This window comes from Salegentibacter maritimus (assembly GCF_016236915.1).
GTDB classification, from domain to species: domain Bacteria; phylum Bacteroidota; class Bacteroidia; order Flavobacteriales; family Flavobacteriaceae; genus Salegentibacter; species Salegentibacter maritimus.
In genome coordinates, this window is record NZ_JAEHOK010000020.1 from 1 (window position 1) to 19,115 (window position 19,115).

General features: G+C 37.5%; 15 protein-coding genes. 1 reads left to right on the plus strand and 14 read right to left on the minus strand.

The genetic code is table 11. The annotated features are described in order from the left end of the window. Positions 1-213 precede the first annotated feature (213 nt). Positions 214-1,194, plus strand: a complete 981-nt coding sequence (locus tag I6U49_RS13490; RefSeq protein ID WP_198627550.1) for an IS110 family RNA-guided transposase — start codon at positions 214-216, stop codon at positions 1,192-1,194. Between the two features lie 36 nt (positions 1,195-1,230). On the opposite strand, the gene I6U49_RS13495 is transcribed toward I6U49_RS13490, so the two are convergent. From I6U49_RS13495 to I6U49_RS13560, 14 genes are all read right to left on the minus strand, one after another. Continuing rightward, a complete protein-coding gene (locus I6U49_RS13495; protein ID WP_198629206.1) occupies positions 1,231-2,088 on the minus strand; it encodes a 5-oxoprolinase subunit C family protein in 858 nt (285 codons plus the stop codon). After that, positions 2,078-2,809 (minus strand): 5-oxoprolinase subunit PxpB, encoded by a 732-nt coding sequence (gene pxpB, locus I6U49_RS13500; RefSeq protein ID WP_198629207.1) that lies wholly within the window; start codon positions 2,807-2,809, stop codon positions 2,078-2,080. Before pxpB ends, I6U49_RS13495 begins: the two co-directional genes overlap by 11 nt. Further along, on the minus strand, positions 2,802-3,545 hold the full coding sequence (pxpA, locus tag I6U49_RS13505; protein WP_198629208.1) for a 5-oxoprolinase subunit PxpA: 744 nt from the start codon (positions 3,543-3,545) through the stop codon (positions 2,802-2,804). The genes pxpB and pxpA overlap by 8 nt, the downstream gene beginning before the upstream one ends. Before the next feature lie 72 nt (positions 3,546-3,617). Further along, complete coding sequence (locus I6U49_RS13510) at positions 3,618-4,838, minus strand: Nramp family divalent metal transporter (RefSeq protein WP_198629209.1); 1,221 nt, start codon at positions 4,836-4,838, stop codon at positions 3,618-3,620. After that, entirely contained in the window at positions 4,838-5,989 is a 1,152-nt protein-coding gene (locus I6U49_RS13515) for a DUF2891 domain-containing protein (RefSeq protein ID WP_198629210.1), read from the minus strand. Before I6U49_RS13515 ends, I6U49_RS13510 begins: the two co-directional genes overlap by 1 nt. Before the next feature lie 169 nt (positions 5,990-6,158). Further along, entirely contained in the window at positions 6,159-7,697 is a 1,539-nt protein-coding gene (locus tag I6U49_RS13520; protein ID WP_193709989.1) for a YifB family Mg chelatase-like AAA ATPase, read from the minus strand. 48 nt (positions 7,698-7,745) lie between these two features. Beyond that, positions 7,746-8,606, minus strand: coding sequence for an N-acetylglucosamine kinase (locus I6U49_RS13525; protein ID WP_193709990.1), 861 nt, complete (start codon positions 8,604-8,606; stop codon positions 7,746-7,748). 91 nt (positions 8,607-8,697) lie between these two features. After that, positions 8,698-9,696: a type I glyceraldehyde-3-phosphate dehydrogenase gene (gap, locus tag I6U49_RS13530; RefSeq protein ID WP_193709991.1), complete on the minus strand. Its 999-nt coding sequence runs from the start codon at positions 9,694-9,696 to the stop codon at positions 8,698-8,700. A 19-nt stretch (positions 9,697-9,715) separates the two neighbouring features. Beyond that, positions 9,716-10,702: a 6-phosphofructokinase gene (gene pfkA, locus I6U49_RS13535; protein WP_193709992.1), complete on the minus strand. Its 987-nt coding sequence runs from the start codon at positions 10,700-10,702 to the stop codon at positions 9,716-9,718. A gap of 123 nt (positions 10,703-10,825) precedes the next feature. Further along, positions 10,826-12,265 carry an alpha-amylase family glycosyl hydrolase gene (locus I6U49_RS13540; RefSeq protein ID WP_198629211.1) on the minus strand — a complete coding sequence of 480 codons (1,440 nt, stop codon included), beginning with the start codon at positions 12,263-12,265 and terminating at the stop codon, positions 10,826-10,828. 163 nt (positions 12,266-12,428) lie between these two features. After that, entirely contained in the window at positions 12,429-14,285 is a 1,857-nt protein-coding gene (locus tag I6U49_RS13545; protein WP_198629212.1) for a glycoside hydrolase family 13 protein, read from the minus strand. 153 nt (positions 14,286-14,438) lie between these two features. Then, positions 14,439-16,745: a glycoside hydrolase family 65 protein gene (locus I6U49_RS13550; RefSeq protein WP_198629213.1), complete on the minus strand. Its 2,307-nt coding sequence runs from the start codon at positions 16,743-16,745 to the stop codon at positions 14,439-14,441. 79 nt (positions 16,746-16,824) lie between these two features. Continuing rightward, entirely contained in the window at positions 16,825-17,523 is a 699-nt protein-coding gene (gene pgmB, locus I6U49_RS13555; RefSeq protein WP_232804724.1) for a beta-phosphoglucomutase, read from the minus strand. A 119-nt stretch (positions 17,524-17,642) separates the two neighbouring features. Further along, positions 17,643-18,989 carry an MFS transporter gene (locus tag I6U49_RS13560; RefSeq protein WP_198629214.1) on the minus strand — a complete coding sequence of 449 codons (1,347 nt, stop codon included), beginning with the start codon at positions 18,987-18,989 and terminating at the stop codon, positions 17,643-17,645. Positions 18,990-19,115: the final 126 nt, after the last annotated feature.

Here is a 19,115-nt window from a genome sequence, read left to right on the forward strand (position 1 = left end):
TTCCTTTAGACTTGCAAGAGTAAAATTTGTGTAAATTAAGGATTAAAAAAGAGTAGGCTAACTATAACAAGTTCCAGTTAAAAGAGCTATATGCTGATTCAGTACCTACTCTTTCCCTAAATAGTAACTCAAATAGAAATTCGGGATTAAAAGCCCATTATTAAGGAATTGAGTCCTATTTAATTTAATCCATTCATAACTAAAACCAAAATTATGAAAAATTCATTGACTTTTGTAGGTATTGATATCAGTAAAAACACATTGGATATTTGTTCTATAAAAGGTGAGAAGAAACTGGCCAAACGTATTGATAACAACAAAAAAGCTATAAAAGTTTTTTTTAGTGGCTCAAAGCCACAAAGTTTAAAAGTCTGTATTGAGAATACGGGGCGATATGGCCGTAAGATTATTGAAGTCTTAACCTCTTTAAATATCGTTTTTTACGAAGTAAATCCTTTGCATTTACACAAAAGTATTGGACTCACCAGAGGAAAAGATGATATTATAGATGCCTTCCGTATTGCTAAATTCCTGGAAAAAAACCACACAGAACTCGAACCACATCAAAAACCAGAACCGGGAATAGAAAAGCTGAAAGCACTTATATCCCATAGGAACCTGTTAATTAAGCAAAGAGCCCAACTCAAAGCAAAAAACAAAGAAAACCTACTGATTGCAGATCTTGACTTGCCGCAACTGGAAGAGCACGGAGCTGAACTTATTCAATTACTAACTGAAAAAATAAAACAAACCGACAAATCAATAATTGAGGTTATTGAGCACAATAGTGTATTGAAGCACCAATACCATTTAATACGTGCTATTCCTGGAGTAGGTCCTATTTTATCGTGGAATATGTTGATTAAAACAAATGCATTTAAATCGATCACAAATCCTCGTAAATTTGCCTGTTATGCTGGAGTGGCGCCATTTTCAAAAAGTTCAGGAACTTCTGTTTTTGGTAGGGCATCGGTTTCTATCTATGCAGATAAAGGCATTAAGAAAATACTGCATTTAGCAGCCATGAGGGCGATCCAATTGCCTTCTGATTTAAAACAATATTACCATCGAAAGGTAAATGAAGGCAAAAACAAAATGAGCGTCTTAAATGCTGTAAGAAATAAGATCATTCATAGAATTTTTGCCATCATAAAAAATCAAAAAATATATAATAATAACTTGCAAGTGTCATAGAAATCAGCATGACGTAAAAAGAATAGTAAAGAATAGTTAGGATTTCCACAAAAACCCTATACTATCTCCCGCCTTTTTCTGCGCCATCATATTAATTCCTTTTTCGCTTAGTTGCAAAACCCTGGGATAACCACCGGTGGTTTGACAATCGCGCATAAGAACGATTAATTTTCCGCCGGGAGTAAGTTGAACAGTACCGGGAAGCACCGGGCCGGTAATAATTGGCTGCAGTTCGTTCTCTAAGATCTCGCTCAGCTGAATCGCCATTCTATTATTATTTTTATCAATACTAAACTTACTCTGTCTCAAATGACTTTTTAAAGTTTCAGGCAGTTTTTCAAATTCAGGGCCGGGAAAAACTTCTATTTCTTCTGAACTCAAATATTCCTCATCAAACTTTATCCCAGCGTGAGTCTCATATTTTTCCTCCTCAGAAGCTTCGTATTGCAACTTCATCCCTTTCTCTAGCTTTTCGTGGCTGGTAATATCTTCGTACCAACTACGGCTTCCAAGAATCTTTTCAGTTTTAAATCCGTCGAGGATTGCTAAATAAGAACGCATCCCAAGTTTTGGCCTGCCAAAAGATAAAATATCACCTTCGTGAATTTTCACCACCTGGTTATTGTCAATTTCAATATCGTTCAGTTTTGGAGAAAGATTTGCTCCGCTAATGGCAATTTTTGTAGCTGCCGAAAATTTAAGTTTTGGCCCCATTTGGGTAATTTCCATCACCGCGGCGTCGGCCTGATTTTGCAAAATAAGGTTGGCGATTTTTAAAGCGATTCTATCCATCACTCCACTTAAAGGAACTCCATATTTTTGAAATCCGCGACGGCCAAAATCCTGTATCGTGGAAAATAATCCGGGATGTAACACTTTAACTTCAGCCTTCATAATTTTCTTTTTTTAGTTGAAAAGTTCCTTCGGAAATTTGCTCTGAAATCTCTTTAAATTCCTCTCTGGAAACCGAATAAAATTTCACTTTATCTCCGGCCGAAATCTCACATGGAGGATTGTTATTTTTATCAAAAAATTGCACGGGACAATTACCTAAAATCTGCCATCCACCGGGACTGGATTTCGGGTAAATTCCGGTCTGGTTTTCGCCTATTCCAACAGCCCCTTTTTCGATCTTCATTCGGGGTTGATCTTTACGCGAAATTTGAAGCTTTTTATCCAACCCTCCCAGGTATAAAAATCCGGGTAAAAATCCAGTAAAAAACACGGTATAAAACGGCTTGGTATGAAACTTAATAATTTCTTCTGTAGAGAGCTTTTTTTCTTTAGAAATGTATTCCAGGTCCCAACCAAATTCCTCATTATAGCAAACCGGCAAATAGAAAATTTGTTGGTTATTTATTTTTCCTATCTTGGCCTCTCCAAACAGCTTTTTGATGGCTAAAACCTCATTATAGATGTTTTCTATAGTAAACATATAACTAATTAATAACGAGTTATATGTATTGATTACCTCAATGTTTACTTCATCATAAAACTCCTCCAACTTATTTTTATAAAAAATCAATTTTTCAAGAAGATTTTCATCTATTTTAGGCTCAAATTCTATTAGAATTCCCCGCTCCCCCATCGGTGTTATCTTAGGAAAATCATTCATTCACATTCTTAATTTTAACGTTATGCTCAGCAAATTTCTGGTCTAAAAAACTCATAATTTCCACTGAATTTGGTGTGTCGCTATGCAGGCAAAAAGTAGTGGCACTGCAACTGATTTTCGACCCGTTATCGCTGGTAATTTTCCCTTCAAAAAACATAGAAAAAAGATGCTCAAAAACAGCTTCTTTTTGGCTTATCAAGGCGTTGGATTTTGAACGCGACACCAGGCTATAATCCGGGTTATAATTTCGATCTGCAAAAGCTTCAAAAACTATTGGAATTTTGCCTTTCGCAAGTTTAGAAATCACTGAATTTAATGGACAAAAAAGGGCTAATTTTTGATCGAATTCCAGTAAGGAATCTATGATGATTTGAGCTGCTTTTTCGTCTTTTGCAGCTTCATTATAAAGTGCTCCATGAGGTTTTACATGGGTAAGTTTTACCCCTTCTGCTTCGGCCAATTGTTTTAAACTTAAGATTTGCGCAACAATAGAACGCTGCAATTCTTCCGCAGAAATCTCCATAGTTTTTCTTCCAAAATTCTCTTTATCGGGATAAGAAGGATGTGCTCCTATTTCTACCCCATGCTCTAAAGCAAGTTTAATAGTTTGCTGCATAGTGTCCAAATTTCCGGCATGGCCTCCACAAGCAATATTACAGGCAGAAATATGCGGCATTAAAGCGGCATCAAAGTCGCCACCTTCACCTAAATCGCAGTTTATATGGATTTTTTTCATCTTTTTATTTTAAATTTTGCAATTCCTCAAAGCTATAAAAGCCTCTTAGTAAGATAGAATATTCGGAACTTATTAAAAACTTTGTAAAACGCTTAGAATCGCTTTAATCCCTAAAAATACGGAAAGTGCAATAACAAGTAATCCCAGTACATTCTGCAGCTTAGAATTGCGGTGTTTACCCAAAACCAAAGCTTTATTGACTACCCAAAATAAGAAAATGGCAATTACCGGCAAGAGGATTCCGTTAGCGATTTGAGCAAAACGTATAATTTCAATCGGATTAATTTGCAGGGAAGAGAAGAAAACGCCTAAAATAAGCACTGAAGCCCAAACCATTTTAAATTTTAATGATTTCATTCCCCCCTTCCATCCAAAACAACCTTTTACTACGTAAGCGGCCGCCAAAGGTGCTGTAATAGAAGAAGTGATTCCGGCAGCCAAAAGTCCCAAAGACATAAACCAGGTGGCAAATTTTCCAAATAATGGCTCCAGGCTCACCGCCATATCAGCTGCAGAATTTACATTAGTTAATCCCGAGGAAGCCGCACTAATAAGAATCGCCATAGAAACAGTACCACCAAGAATTATAGAAACTATAAGTTCTTTCCTGGCAATAGATAAATAGGAAGCTTCTTTCCATTTTTCACTAACAAGAGAAGCGTGTAAAAACAAGTTATAAGGAACCACCGTTGTACCTACAATAGCCATTACCGTAAGCAAACCGGCAGCATTGCTTGTTGGAATAAGTCCGTTTAAAATTTCTAAAATATCCGGTTTTGTAAGAATAGCAGTAAGCACAAAACTTATACTCATTAATAAAACCAGGCCAATAAAGACCTTTTCAAGGGTTTTATAACTACCGGTAAACAAAAGTATAAAAGCGACAGAGCCAATAAAAATACTCCAAAGGTTGAGCTTAAAATCACCAAATTGGATGTTTTGAACTCCGAAAATAGCTTCTGCCCCTAAAACGGCACCGGTTATATTACCTGCTTCATAGGCAGCATTACCAATAACTATCGCTGAAAAAATAAGAATAATCGCTAAAACCCTGAAGGCTGGTTTTTTAATCTCTTCCCGAATAACATCGCTTAAACCTTTTTGAGAAACCACACCCAACCTGGCTGCCATTTCCTGTAAGATTATACAGGAAAAAATAGAAAGTAATAACGCCCAAAGCAGGCTATAACCAAATTCAACCCCGGCAAGTGTACATACTGTAACTGTCCCCGGACCAATAAAAGCCGCAGAGACCAATATTCCCGGACCCAGATTTTTAAGGAAATTTCGCACTATTGACCTTTAGATTCCTGCAAAGCATAAATAGCAAAAGACCCCAACCAATGGCCACCTTCGTAGCTATCGCCTACCAAATTGGGGAAGGAGTAAGCCATATGCTTATCGGCCAGAACTTTTAAATGAGAGAACTTTTCAGGATATTGATTGATAAGTCCGTAGAAAACCCAGGCACGACTAAAGTTAAGTCCGTCAAGGTGTACCAATTTTCCATCAGTCCTATCTGAAACTTCCCCAACTTCCATTTGAAAATCTTCCGATCTCAATTGCGGAAGAAAATCATCCAGCCACATTTCAAACGCATTTTTAGGCAGAACCCGGCGCATAATATTTATTTCTTCCAGGCAGGGAGAAAGAAAATCGAAACCACTAGGTTCCCAGCTTAAAGGACAATCGTCGTCTTTTAAATAAAAGTCTTTAGCGCGTTTTGAAATGAGTTGTTCTAACTCGGCGTTTTCTGCAGCAATAGCATAATCGTAAGCAAAGCTAAGTCCGAAGGCCGTATTGGTGTGCTCCCCCACTCTAATAGGGTAATTCAATTTTGGCAGGAATTCTATATATTTTTCAACTATAAGATTGGTTAAGGGAGCTAAATTTTCACTAAGCTCTTCTGCAAGAGGATCGTTCCAGGTTTCTAATTCTTCAGCCAATTTTAATAGCCAGGCCCACCCGTAGGTACGCTCAAAAGAAGTACTTTCCTCTCTTTGAAAGTAGGCTATTTCCCCCTGAATATTTTCTGCAGAAAGAGACTCCTTTAATTTTCGTCTAATAGTTTCTGCTTTTTCCAAATCGGGAAACTGTTTCAGCAAGCTTAACATAGACCAATGTGCATGCACGGAAGAATGCCAATCGAAACACCCATAAAATGCCGGGTGAAGCTCTGAAGGCTCACCCAATGCTCCTTTATTCTCCAAGGTTTGGCCCAATTTGTTTGGATATTCGGTATTAATGCAATTTAACGGAAGCTCCGCCAGGTTATTTGCTTCTTTTAGCGTAAATTCCACCCGATTTTCTTCAAGCAATTCACTATTTAAAATACTTTTGTCTATAATACTATCGTTTTCAATTTTTGAAGCATCTTTCCCTTCAGGGTCACCTTTACATGCAAAAATTAAAATCAATATTAGCAAGGATAAACTTTTTTTCATAATAGTCTGGTCTTAGCAAACAAACTCCTTCAAATGCTCTCACGAGCCAACGAAAGGTTAAAACAAGCTGAATTTAAATATATGTATTTCTTTAAGAGGTAAATATAAATTAAAAGTTGACAAAATTTAAAGAGCAAAGCTTTTAAAAATATCAAAATTTACTTAAAAATTAACCTAGCCACCCATCACGATCCAGGCTTCGGTATTGAATAGCTTCACTGATATGATTTCCATGAATATTTTCTGAGTTTTCTAAATCGGCAATGGTTCTGGAAACTTTTAAAATACGATCGTAAGCACGTGCAGAAAGGTTTAAACGCTCCATCGCGGTTTTAAGCAATGCTTTTGAAGCCTCGTCTAAAGCACAAAATTCCCGAATTTGCCCCACACTCATTTGCGCATTATAATGAACCGAATCAGATTCTTCAAAACGTTGGGTTTGAAGCTGGCGTGCCTGTGTTACCCTTTTCCTAATTTCCACACTGCTTTCACCCCGTCTTTCTTCACTTAACTTTTCAAATGGCACCGGGGTCACTTCAATATGAATGTCTATTCTATCTAAAAGGGGCCCGCTAATTTTACCTAAATAACGTTGCATTTCTGCGGGAGAAGATGTTGCCGGCGCATCTGGATCATTAAAATAACCACTGGGACTGGGGTTCATACTAGCCACCAACATAAAACTCGAAGGATAAGTTACGGTAAATTTAGCCCGGGAAATAGTAACCTCCCTATCTTCCAACGGTTGGCGCATCACCTCTAAAACACCGCGTTTAAATTCGGGTAATTCATCTAAAAACAAAACCCCATTATGAGAAAGCGAAATTTCACCCGGTTGAGGGTAAGCTCCACCACCAACCAGCGCTACATCTGAAATTGTATGATGGGGACTCCTAAAAGGTCTTTGAGACATTAAACCTACATGCTCCTTCACCCTTCCCACCACACTATGTATTTTTGTGGTTTCCAGGGCCTCATGTAAACTCATTGGAGGCAAAATACTAGGCAAGCGTTTAGCAAGCATGGTTTTCCCTGCTCCAGGAGGACCTATTAAAATAATATTGTGTCCACCGGCTGCAGCTATTTCCATACAGCGCTTTATAGATTCCTGACCTTTTACATCGGCAAAATCATGTTCCGGATGATCCAGGCTTTTATAGAATTCTTCGCGTGTGTTTATTAAGGTAGGTTCTAAAGCTTCATCTTTGTCAAAAAAGTTAATGACTTCGGTGATATTTTCCACCCCATATACATCAAGTCCGCTTACTATTGCAGCCTCTTTTGCATTTTGTTTAGGAAGGATAAAACCTTTAAAACCCTCTTCCTTAGCCTTAATAGCAATGGGCAAGGCTCCCTTTATAGGTTGTAAGCTTCCGTCTAACGAAAGCTCACCCATAATAATATAGTTTGATATATTTTTAGCATTGATTTGGCCTGAAGCTGCCAAAATCCCAAGACTTAAGCTAAGGTCGTAGGCAGAACCTTCTTTTCTAAGGTCTGCCGGTGCCATATTAACAATAATTTTCTTTCCGGGAAATTTATACTTGTTATTCTGAAGGGCTGCCGCAATTCTAAAACTACTCTCCCTTACGGCATTATCGGGTAGCCCTACCAGATGATAACCAATACCAGTTGCCACATTTACCTCTATGGTAATTGTTGTAGCCTCTACCCCAAATACAGCACTCCCATAAACCTTTACTAACATTTAAGAACAAAATTTCCTAAATGTACTAAATTTTATAAGAAAAACTTACTATTTAGCAACAAGCACTTTTTCTCTATAATATTCTATTAACCCATCAATGGGTCTGCGTACAATATTTCCTATTTCAATCCCGTAAGGTTGCGCTACTGCCCGTATGATATCTTCGCTAAAATGAGCAATTGTTCCAATAAAGTGTACCGGTGTATTTTGCGCTTGTTTGTAACACATTACGCGAGAATGCATAAAATCGGTAATACCCTCGTGAACTAATTTATAGAAATATCCATTACGTTCGTTAGAAAAGATAAATTCAGCAAATGATGCTAAATATGTATTTGGATTTTCCTTACGATAAAGGTTTTTCTTAATCTCATCAGAATCAAGATTATATTTCTTACCGAATTCTACTGAAAGTTCAGGAGGCATTCTTTTGTAATAATAATCTCTGATAAGCCTTTTCCCAAAGTAGTTTCCACTGGCTTCATCCATAAGAATATATCCCAGGGAATCAACTGACTGATGTATATCTTTACCGTCAAAGAAACAGCTATTGGATCCTGTACCAAGAATACAAACAATTCCAGGCTCTGTAGTCGCCGCATAAACAGCAGCCACCATATCTTCCAAAATTATCACTTCCTCTACATTGGTGAAGAAATTGGTGAAAATTCCTTGTAATAGTTTACTAGGTGTTTCAGTACCACAACCAGCACCGTAAAAATGTACTCGTTCTACTTTATCCTTTACTTCTCTTAAATCGGCATTTTCTTCAACACGTTGTTCCAGCACTACCTCTGGAAATACCGCGGGATTTAAGCCTTTAGTACGGGTTCTAAGCAATTCTTCTCCCGTTGCACTAAGTAAAATCCAGTCGCATTTTGTTGATCCACCGTCAGCTATTAGTATCATTTATATGAATATGATTTAAATTAAAAAGCCTGAGGAAAGTGCTAAGAGGAAAAACCTAAGCATAACTTTCTTCAGGCTCTAATGTAAAATATTAAATTGAATTAACGTGTGCCGCTAAATCCAAAAGTTTGGCTGAATAACCATACTCGTTATCATACCAAGCGATTAGTTTAAAAAAGTTATCGTTAAGAGCTATACCAGCTTCAGCATCGAAATTACAGGTATGTGCATCTGATACGTAATCTTGAGAAACCACAGCATCCTCTGTATAAGAAATCACTCCATTGTAAGAGCCTTCTGAAGCTTTTTTGAATGCAGCTTTTACATCGTCGTAACTTACAGATTTTTCAGTTTTAACTGTAAGGTCTACCACAGAAACATCGGCAGTTGGAACTCTAAAAGCCATTCCGGTAAGTTTTCCATCTAACTTAGGAATTACTTTACCTACTGCTACGGCTGCTCCAGTTGAAGAAGGTATAATATTCATAAGTGCACTTCTACCTCCTCTAAAGTCTTTTGCTGATGGCCCATCTACTGTAAGCTGAGTAGCTGTAGTTGCATGAACCGTGGTCATTAAACCTTCAACAAGACCAAACTCATCATCTATTACTTTGGCAAGTGGTGCAAGACAGTTAGTTGTACAAGAAGCATTAGAAACTATAGTATCTTCCGGCTTTACATCCTGGTGGTTTACACCCATTACAAACATAGGTGCGGTTTTAGAAGGTGCAGAAATCACAACTTTCTTAGCACCTGCTTTAAGGTGAGCACTTGCGCTATCTTTTTCTTTAAAAATTCCGGTACAATCAACAACAACGTCTACTCCTACATCTCCCCATTTAAGGTCTTCTGGATTTTTTTCTGCTGTAATACGAATATCTTTACCGTTTACTACAAGGTTTCCGTCTTTAACAGCAACATCTCCTTTAAATTTACCGTGAACAGAGTCATATTTCAGCATATATGCCAAATGATCTACATCTAACAAATCGTTTATTGCTACAACTTCTACGTCACTTTTTTCAGCCGCGATTCTAAACGCGATACGTCCAATTCGGCCAAAACCATTAATTCCAATTTTTGTACTCATAATTTAAATTTTAAAAAATTTACACAGAAGTGATGTTTGCCACCCTTCTTAATTCCTGATCAAATTCCCTGTCTTCTTTTAAAGCGGTTTCCAAAGGCACATGCACCACTTTTTTATGATCCACTCCCACCATGATATTGGTTTTACCATCGGTTAATGCTTCAACCGCACCAACGCCAAGCTTACTGGCCAGAACACGATCAAAACAACTTGGGGAACCTCCTCTTTGAATATGACCCAGCACAGAGACTCTAATATCATATTCTTTGTGACTTTCCGAAATAACTTCGGCTAATTGAAAAATATTTTTACCACTCTTCTCCCCTTCAGCTACTACGATAATACTGGAAGTTTTTCCTGATTTTTTACTTTTCTCCAAAGACTCCATCATTCGCTGAATCCCGCCGTCTTCTTCGGGAAGCAATACTTCTTCGGCACCAGCCCCAATACCACTATTTAAAGCAATATCTCCTGCATCACGCCCCATAACTTCAATTAAAAACAAGCGGTTATGAGAACTTGCTGTATCGCGAATCTTATCTATAGCCTCTACTACCGTATTTAAAGCGGTATCGTAACCTAAAGTATAATCGGTTCCATTAATATCGTTATCTATGGTAGCAGGAATTCCTACAATTGGAAAGTTGAATTCACCACTAAAGTAAAGGCCACCCGTAAAGGTTCCATCACCTCCAATGACCACCAAAGCATCTATACCGGCATCCGAAAGGTTCTTGTAAGCTTTTTTTCTTCCTTCTTTAGTTTTAAATTCTTCAGATCTGGAAGATTTAAGAAAAGTTCCTCCTTTATTAATAATATTCCTAACCGATCTAGCGGTAAGATCTTCAAAATCCTTTTCTATAAGCCCCTGGTAGCCTCGGTAAACACCAACACACCCCAGGTTATAATATGAACAGGATCTAACAACCGCTCTAATGGCGGCATTCATCCCGGGAGCATCTCCACCGGATGTTAAGACTGCTATTTTATTAATTTTCTTTGCCATTAGGTCAAAGCTATTTTAATTCTACCATATAACCTAATTTCCTAAAAAACTAAAACGTTTTCGGTTAATAACTAAGAAAAATAACTTTTTGCGAGACCTGTTTTTATTTTTTTAGTAAAAAAATTATTTATTTATCAAGATCAGATACTCCCAGGCTTCTAATTTCATATCTTTTTCTTTTGAGATTGTAAATGTCTCTCCTGAAAAATAATTTTTAAATATTCCATCTAATTCAATATTAAAATTGATATTTATCTCATTCATATTCGCTATAAAAATGAGTTTTGCCCCGTCTTTTTCTCTCTTAAAAGCCAAAACTTTTTCTTCTTCTGAAGTTTTAATACTCTCATAAGAAGCAGCTTCTTTTGCCCCGTGAAGAGCTTTATTCTCATTTTTTAATTTACCAAGTTCTTCCAACAATGGCCAAACTTTACCTTTGCCCTTCGGAATAGTATCTTTTTCAAAAAACAAAAGTCTTTTATCCATGTCATATTCCTGTCCGCTATATATTAAAGGCATTCCCGGCAATGTGTAAGATAGTGCCAGCATAGCTTCTGAAGCTTCCCCCATTCGCTCCTTTACCGTACCATTCCAGGAGTTTTCATCGTGATTAGTTACAAAATTCATCAAATAATCATCGTCCTGGTAGGTAGAATCTATCTTCTGCATATAAGCATCCCAGTCTTTGGCGGTCTTTTTGCCTTGGGCCATTTCATTCATAATGTGATGACCCTCCCAATTGTAACCCATATCAAAAGCATTTTCAAAAAGATCTTTATCTTCTGATTCCGCTAACATAAAAACCGGTTTTATCTCTTTTAATTGCGGCACAATACTTTCCCAAAATTCGGTTGGGACTTCCCCGGCAACATCAGCTCTAAAACCATCAACATCATAGTTCTCTACCCAAAATTCCATTTCTTCCCCCATAGCTTCGTGAAGCTCTTTATTTTCAAAATTTAGATGAGCCACATCTGTCCATCCCCAGGATTCCCCTGTTGCTGGATTAATAGGATCTGTAACTTCACCTTTCTCATTTTTATGATAGTAATCAGGATTTTCTTTTATCCATTTATGATCCCAACCGGTATGGTTGGCTACCCAATCCAAAATCACATACATCCCATTTTCGTGAGCAGTTTCAACCAGTTCTTCGAAATCCTCAAAATTTCCGAATTCGGGATTTACATCTGTATAGTCTGAAATTGAATAATAGCTACCCAGATATTTTTCTCTTTCTTCCGGATCTTCAATATCTTCTACGGAAAGATCACCTGTAGCTTTCCTATTTTTCATCGAAATAGGATAAATAGGCATTAACCAAATCACTTTTACTCCTAATTCCTTTAGTTGCGGAATATCTTTAGTAAAAGCATCAAAGGTTCCTTCCGGTGAATACTGGCGAATATTAGCTTCATAAATGACCGCCGATTCTAAAGCTTCGTTAGAAACAGGTGTAACTGCCTGTTCTTTTTCTTTTTGTTCTGGCTGCTCTTGATTTTCATTCTCCTTGCAAGAAAGCATGGCCGTAAAAGCTAGCAGCATTATTAATGTTTTTTTCATTATTCTTTATTTAATTGATATTATATTTTTACTATATTTCATTATTGACGTCATCCTGAACTTATTTCAGGATCTAATATGCCTAAACTTAAAATCATGTTAGAAGCCGAAACAAGTTCAGCTTGATGTAGCCTTTTATATTTTTATTCCCCCAGGGGCTCTTTTATTCCATTTTAGTAGTAAAAAAATAAACGCCTTCCCCTGGTAATTCCAAAGAATCTCCCCATACGAAAGTTTCTTCTGAAATTAAATTTTTAAAGGATTTTCCTTCTAAATTCAATTCGCTGAAACGTTCCAGTTCTAAAGTAACTGCCTCTTCATTTTTATTTAAAATTAATACTACAACCTCATCTCCAGCCTTTCTGGAAATTAAATAAGTACCATCCTCTGGTGCAAAATGTTTAGTTTCTCCTGAATGAATAGCCTTGCTGTTTTTGCGATAATTCATCACTTGTTTAACGAATTTCTGCATATCAGCCTCTTCTTCTGAAAGTCCTTCGCCGGTAAAAGCATTCACTTCGCTATCGTCCCACCCACCTGGAAATTCAGTTCTAATTAAACCATGATCGCCGGGGTTTTCGCTGTCGTCCATTAAAACTTCGGTACCGTAATAAATTTGGAAAATCCTTGGCAGAATAGCCATATAAGCAACGGTCATTTTAGTTTTGGTGACATCTTCTCCTAACTGAGTATAAATCCTGCTTTTATCGTGATTATCAGGAAAGATCATAATGTTTTCAGGATCGGCATAAGCGAAATCGTTAGCTAAACCTTCGTAAATTTCTATAAGGCCGGTGCCCCAGGTTTCTTCGGCTTCTAGGCCGGTTACAATTTTATTTTGCATCGCAAAATCCATGGTAGATTTCAGGTTAGAATCATAACCATTATCCACACCATCCTGCCAATAGCGAATAAGCAACGGATTTAAACTCCATTCCTCGCCTACAATATTAAAGTTTGGATATTCGGTCATAATTGTACCCGCCCAATCACTCATAAATGCTTTATTGGGATAAGGATAGGTATCCTGGCGGATTCCGCCCAAACCAAGGGTTTCTATCCACCAAATACTATTTTGAATAAGATACTTGGCCATAAATGGATTTTCCTGATTTAGATCTGGCATGGTTTCCACAAACCAGCCTTCAGTCATTCCTTTTTTATCGGTTTCAGAAGCGTATAAATCCTGATTGGTCGTTCTACGGTGATTGGAATACACCAAGTCTTCTCCATTTTCAAATTTCTCCTGAAAATTAATCCAATTATCAAAAGGTAGATCGTCCATCCACCAATGCTCAACGCCGGCGTGATTTGCGACCTGATCCATTATTAGTTTTATTCCACGATCGGCGGCTTTATCTGCCAGTTCACGGTATTCTTCCAGCGTTCCAAACCGCGGATCTACCTTATAAAAATCGGTCATCGCGTACCCGTGATAAGAACCCGATTTCATATCGTTAATCAACAAAGGCGAAGGCCAAATAGCGGTAAAGCCCATTTCGTCTATATAATCAAGGTTATCAATTATTCCGCGGATATCTCCGCCGTGACGCCCATAATCATCTTCACGATCTATGGTTTTTTCATTTAAAAAATCAAAGCTATCATTTGATTTATCTCCGTTTGCAAATCTGTCTGGTGTGATTAAATAAATCGCATCGGTATTATTAAAACCTACATATTCGGATGCAGGTTTTTCCCGGTTTTTCAATTCATATTCATACACTTCTTCCCAACCATCTTTCAACTTAAATCTAATATCAAAAATTCCGGCTTCTGCCTCGCCAATCTCTAAATCAATAAACAAGTAGTTTGGGCTATCGGCTTTTTCAACATTTTCAATGCTAACACCCGGATAATCAATGTTCGGAATGGCATTTCCTATATTTTCACCGTAAAGCATTAACTGGAGTTTGTTTTTTTCAAAACCCGTCCACCAGTTTGGTGGTTCTACGCGCTCTATTTGCGCAAACCCGGTTAATCCCACAAGGAGCATTAGAATGATTAGTGTTTTTTTCATGATTTTTTGTTTAAGTAGTTCTGTTCTAAATCATTGCGATGAACGAAGCAAACTTCTAATTAGCAGCTAACTTCTATCGATAAAAATCGGGATCGCAACGACCTTGTAAACCTACAAGGGTAAAACCCTGCAGGAATTTCATATCACAATAAATTAAACCGCTAGTTCTTTATTAGGCGGTACTTCAATAGCTTTTCCATCTACAATAATTTCAATCCCTTTATCGCCTTCGAGGAAGAAAACCGTTTTATCTTCAGCAACTTTCACTTTTAATATCTGGTCTCTAAAATTCACTTTAAAGGAATAGGTTTTCCAATCATCGGGAATTGTAGGATTAAAAGAAAGCTGATCGTCTTTCACCCTCATTCCGCCAAAACCTTCTACAATACTCATCCAGGTTCCGGCCATACTCGTAATATGGCAACCCTCCTCCACTTCTTTATTATAATCGTCCAAATCCAATCTGGAAGTTCTTAAATAAAACTCATACGCTTGTTTAGTTCTACCCAAAAGCGAGGCCTGAATGCTATGTACGCAAGGTGAAAGCGATGATTCGTGAACGGTAATGGGTTCGTAATAATCAAAATGTTTTTCAAGCTCATTTTTGCTAAAATGATCCTCAAAAAAGTAGAAACCCTGTAATACATCGGCCTGTTTAATATAGCAAGAACGCAAAATCCTGTCCCAGCTCCATTTCTGATTAATAGGTCGTTGCGCTTTGTCTAACTCAGCGATTGGAATGATCTCTTTATCTAAAAATCCGTCCTGCTGAAGGAAAACTTCGTGCTTTTCAGAATATGGGAAATACATATTTTCAGCAACTTCTCTCCATTTTGCCAATTCGCCCTCATTGAGTTTGGTTTTGCCTATTACCCGCTCATAATCTTCAGTATAAGCCTCCTTCACCTTTTCAATGGTTTCCAGGCAATATTCGATACACCATTTCGCTAGATAATTGGTGTACCAGTTATTATGCACGTTATTTTCGTACTCGTTTGGCCCGGTTACACCCAACATTACATATTTATTTCTATGTTCGCTGAAATTCACTCTTTGTTGCCAAAATCTTGCAATTGCTATCATAACCTCCAAACCTTTTTCCGGGATATAATCAAAATCACCGGTATAGCGAACATAGTTGTAAATGGCGTAAACCATTGCGCCATTTCTATGAACTTCCTCAAAAGTAATTTCCCATTCGTTATGGCTTTCCTCGCCATTCATCGTCACCATTGGATAAAGCGCCGCACCATTGCTAAATCCCAGATTTTCGGCATTTTCTATGGCTTTGTTTAAATGATTATAACGATAGGTTAATAGATTCCTGGCTACCTGCTGATCTTTGGTTGCCATATAAAAAGGAATGCAATAAGCTTCGGTATCCCAATAAGTGCTTCCGCCGTATTTCTCACCGGTAAAGCCTTTTGGACCAATATTTAAACGCTCGTCTTTTCCTAAATAAGTTTGATTTAACTGAAAAATATTAAAGCGAATTCCCTGTTGGGCTTTTACATCACCCTCAATAGTGATATCTGCCATTTCCCATATTTTCGCCCAGGCTTCTTTTTGCTCGTGAAGCAATTTGGAAAATCCAGCATTAGTGGCGTAATCTAATACTTTAACAGCCGTATCGTCCAAATTTTCACGTTTATGGTTCATATCGGTTACGTAGCCCGCATATTTTCTAAGGCCTACTTTTTGTCCCTTTTTAGCATTAATTAAATAAGAAAAAGTAAGTTTATCTTCGGCTTTCGTTTCAGTAAAATCTACATCCTGTTTTTGCCCATTTAGCAAAACTTCAGATTGCATATAGGTATTCACGTGAAATTCGGTTTTCAGGGTTTTAGAGAGCACAAAACCTTTGTTGCCTTCAGATTTCACTTCTAAAGTCTTCCAGAAGCGTTCTTCCCAGTTGGCATCGGTATTTTTGATTCCCCCATCTAGATAAGGCTCAAATCTAACTTCAGCATCATTATTTAAAACTTCAATTTCAAAATCTATTGCGCCAAGTTCATCTTCAACAATAGAGAGAAAACGAGTGGCTTTTACCGAAACTTCAATATCGTTTGGTAAAGTGGCTACAAAACTGCGTTGGTGAAAGCCTTCTTTCATATTAAGCTCACGCTTAAAATCCTCGACTTTTTTACAGGTAAAAAGGTCTAAAGCTTGATCGTTTACAAATACATTAATCCCAATCCAGTTGGGCGCATTCAATACTTTGGCAAAATATTCAGGATATCCGTTTTTCCACCAGCCTACTTTGGTTTTATCGGGATAATAAACCCCGCCAATATAGCTTCCCTGGAAACTTGGCCCAGAATATTCTTCTTCAAAATTGGCTCGCTGGCCCATAACGCCGTTACCTATACTAAAAAGGCTTTCAGAAGATTTTACGCGTTCTACATTAAATCCTTCTTCCAGAATGGACCACTCGTTTGGTTGTATATAATCTTGGTTCATTACTTTATTTCTGTCTCGTTTGTAATTAAATAACACCAGCACAAGGCCGTAAGGTGCAAATTCTAATATTTTAAAAATCTTACTTAGTGAGTAATTTCTTTATAAATTCTATATTAATTTCGGTGAAATCAGTAAACACATAATCGGCTTCGCCCAGTGTTTTTTGTGCTCCAATTCCAATGCTAATCATGTTTGCATTATTTGCTGCCTGCACTCCGGCAACCGAATCTTCAAACACGATACTGTTTTCAGGTTTAATATTTAGTTTTTCTGCAGCAATAAGAAATACCTCAGGATCGGGTTTTGCTTTGCTAACATCTGTACCATCCACTATTGCATCAAACTCATCCAGTAAGTTGATTTTTTTTAGAATATTTCGTGCATTTTTACTTGCCGAACCCAAAGCGAAAGGAACATTATTATCAATTAAATAATCGAGTACTTTTTGAACGCCGGGCAAAATTTCGTCCTCATCCATCTTAGCGACATAAGAGAGATAATTTTCATTCTTAAGTGTCATTTGGCGCTTAAACTCTGTTTTAGAGAGCTCAAGTTCTCCCCAATCCAGTATTTTCTTTAACGAATCCTCACGGCTTACGCCCTTAAGCTGTTCGTTTTGCTCTTCGGTAAAATCGAATCCCAAATCGTTAGCCAATTTTCTCCAGGCTAAAAAGTGAAATTTAGCGGTATCTACAATTACCCCGTCCAAATCAAATATTACTCCTTTATTTATCTCCATCATTTTAAATATCTCAATCTGTTTTACTTTAAGTATCATTGTTTGTAAGTAGCGTCTAAACCTTAATTAAGACTGTCAATTCGGGTAATATTTATGCGAAGTGTTCGATATACTTTGATTTTTATTTCGCTTAATCAAATCGAACTGACGTTTTAATTCTATGCTTTAACCGGTTCATCTACGTCATCTATTCTAAAAGTTAGTATAGCAGCTATTAAAAAGGCAATTCCACTGGTTACTAAGGCGTAGATTGGATTTCCATCGTATAGGTATTTTACCATTAGTCCGCCAACCAGCGCGTTTACAATTTGCGGAATCACAATAAAGAAATTGAAGATCCCCATATAAACACCCATTTTTTTCGCTGGAATAGAACCGGCAAGAATAGCATAGGGCATCGCTAAAATACTGGCCCAGCCAATTCCTATCCCGACCATTGAAAGCAAAAGCCAATATTCGTTTGGCATTATGTAAATGGAAAGCATTCCCAGTGCACCAATAAATAGGGAAACGATATGAGTGTTTTTTCTTCCTATTTTTAAGGCTATTGCAGGAAGAAAAAATGCAAAAACTGCTGAAACGGCATTATAAACCCCGAACAAAACACCAACCCAATCGCCGGCATCCTGATAGATTTCACTGCTATTATCTGAAAGTGGTAATCCATAAATATGGTGGGCAATTGCAGGAGTTGAGAAGACCCACATGCCAAAAAGCCCAAACCAGGAAAAGAATTGCACCCAGCTAAGCTGCCTCATGGTATGCGGCATTTTAGCAAAATCTGAAAATATATCCAGCAAACTGGATTTTTCCTTTTCATCGACCGGTTCTTCAATATGGTCGTCCATTTTCTCCAGTTCTTCGGGAGAATATTCTTTGGTTGTAATTACCGTAACCAATATACTCCCCACCAGTATAGCTGCTCCTATTACAAAAGAAAGTAAAAGGTTCAGCGGGACTTCTCCTATTACTGCTCTATTACTTATATCAAACCAATTAGCTAATACATAAGGTAACCAGGAACCAATTACGGCTCCAATTCCTATTAAAACAGTCTGCACGCTAAAACCAAGGGTTCTTTGATCTGAAGGTAATTTATCGGCCACCAGGGCGCGAAAAGGTTCCATCGCTATATTAAAGGAAGCATCCATAATAAAGAGCATCCCGGCACCTACCCAAAGAGAAGGTAAAATAGCTATAAACCAATCGGCATTGGGCATTAAAATCAAACCTATTCCCGCTAAAATTGCTCCGGTTAAAAAGAATGGTCTTCTACGTCCAAGGCTTGTCCAGGTTCTGTCGCTGTAGTATCCAATAATGGGCTGAACGATTAAACCGGTAACTGGTGCAACTAACCAAAACCACGAAAGTTCGTGAATATCGGCACCAAAAATTTGTAAAATTCTACTTGCGTTGGCATTCTGGAGAGCAAACCCCATCTGAATTCCTAAGAAACCAAAACTCATGTTCCAAATCTCCCAGAAATTTAATCTGCGTTTTTGCATATCGCTCAATTAAGAATTACGATAAGCGGAAAGCTTATCAAAACTTATTTTTAGGTAGGAAGTAAAAATATAAGTCCTGATAATCTAATTAAGATGCTGTAAATATATAGAAAATTTTAAATCTGA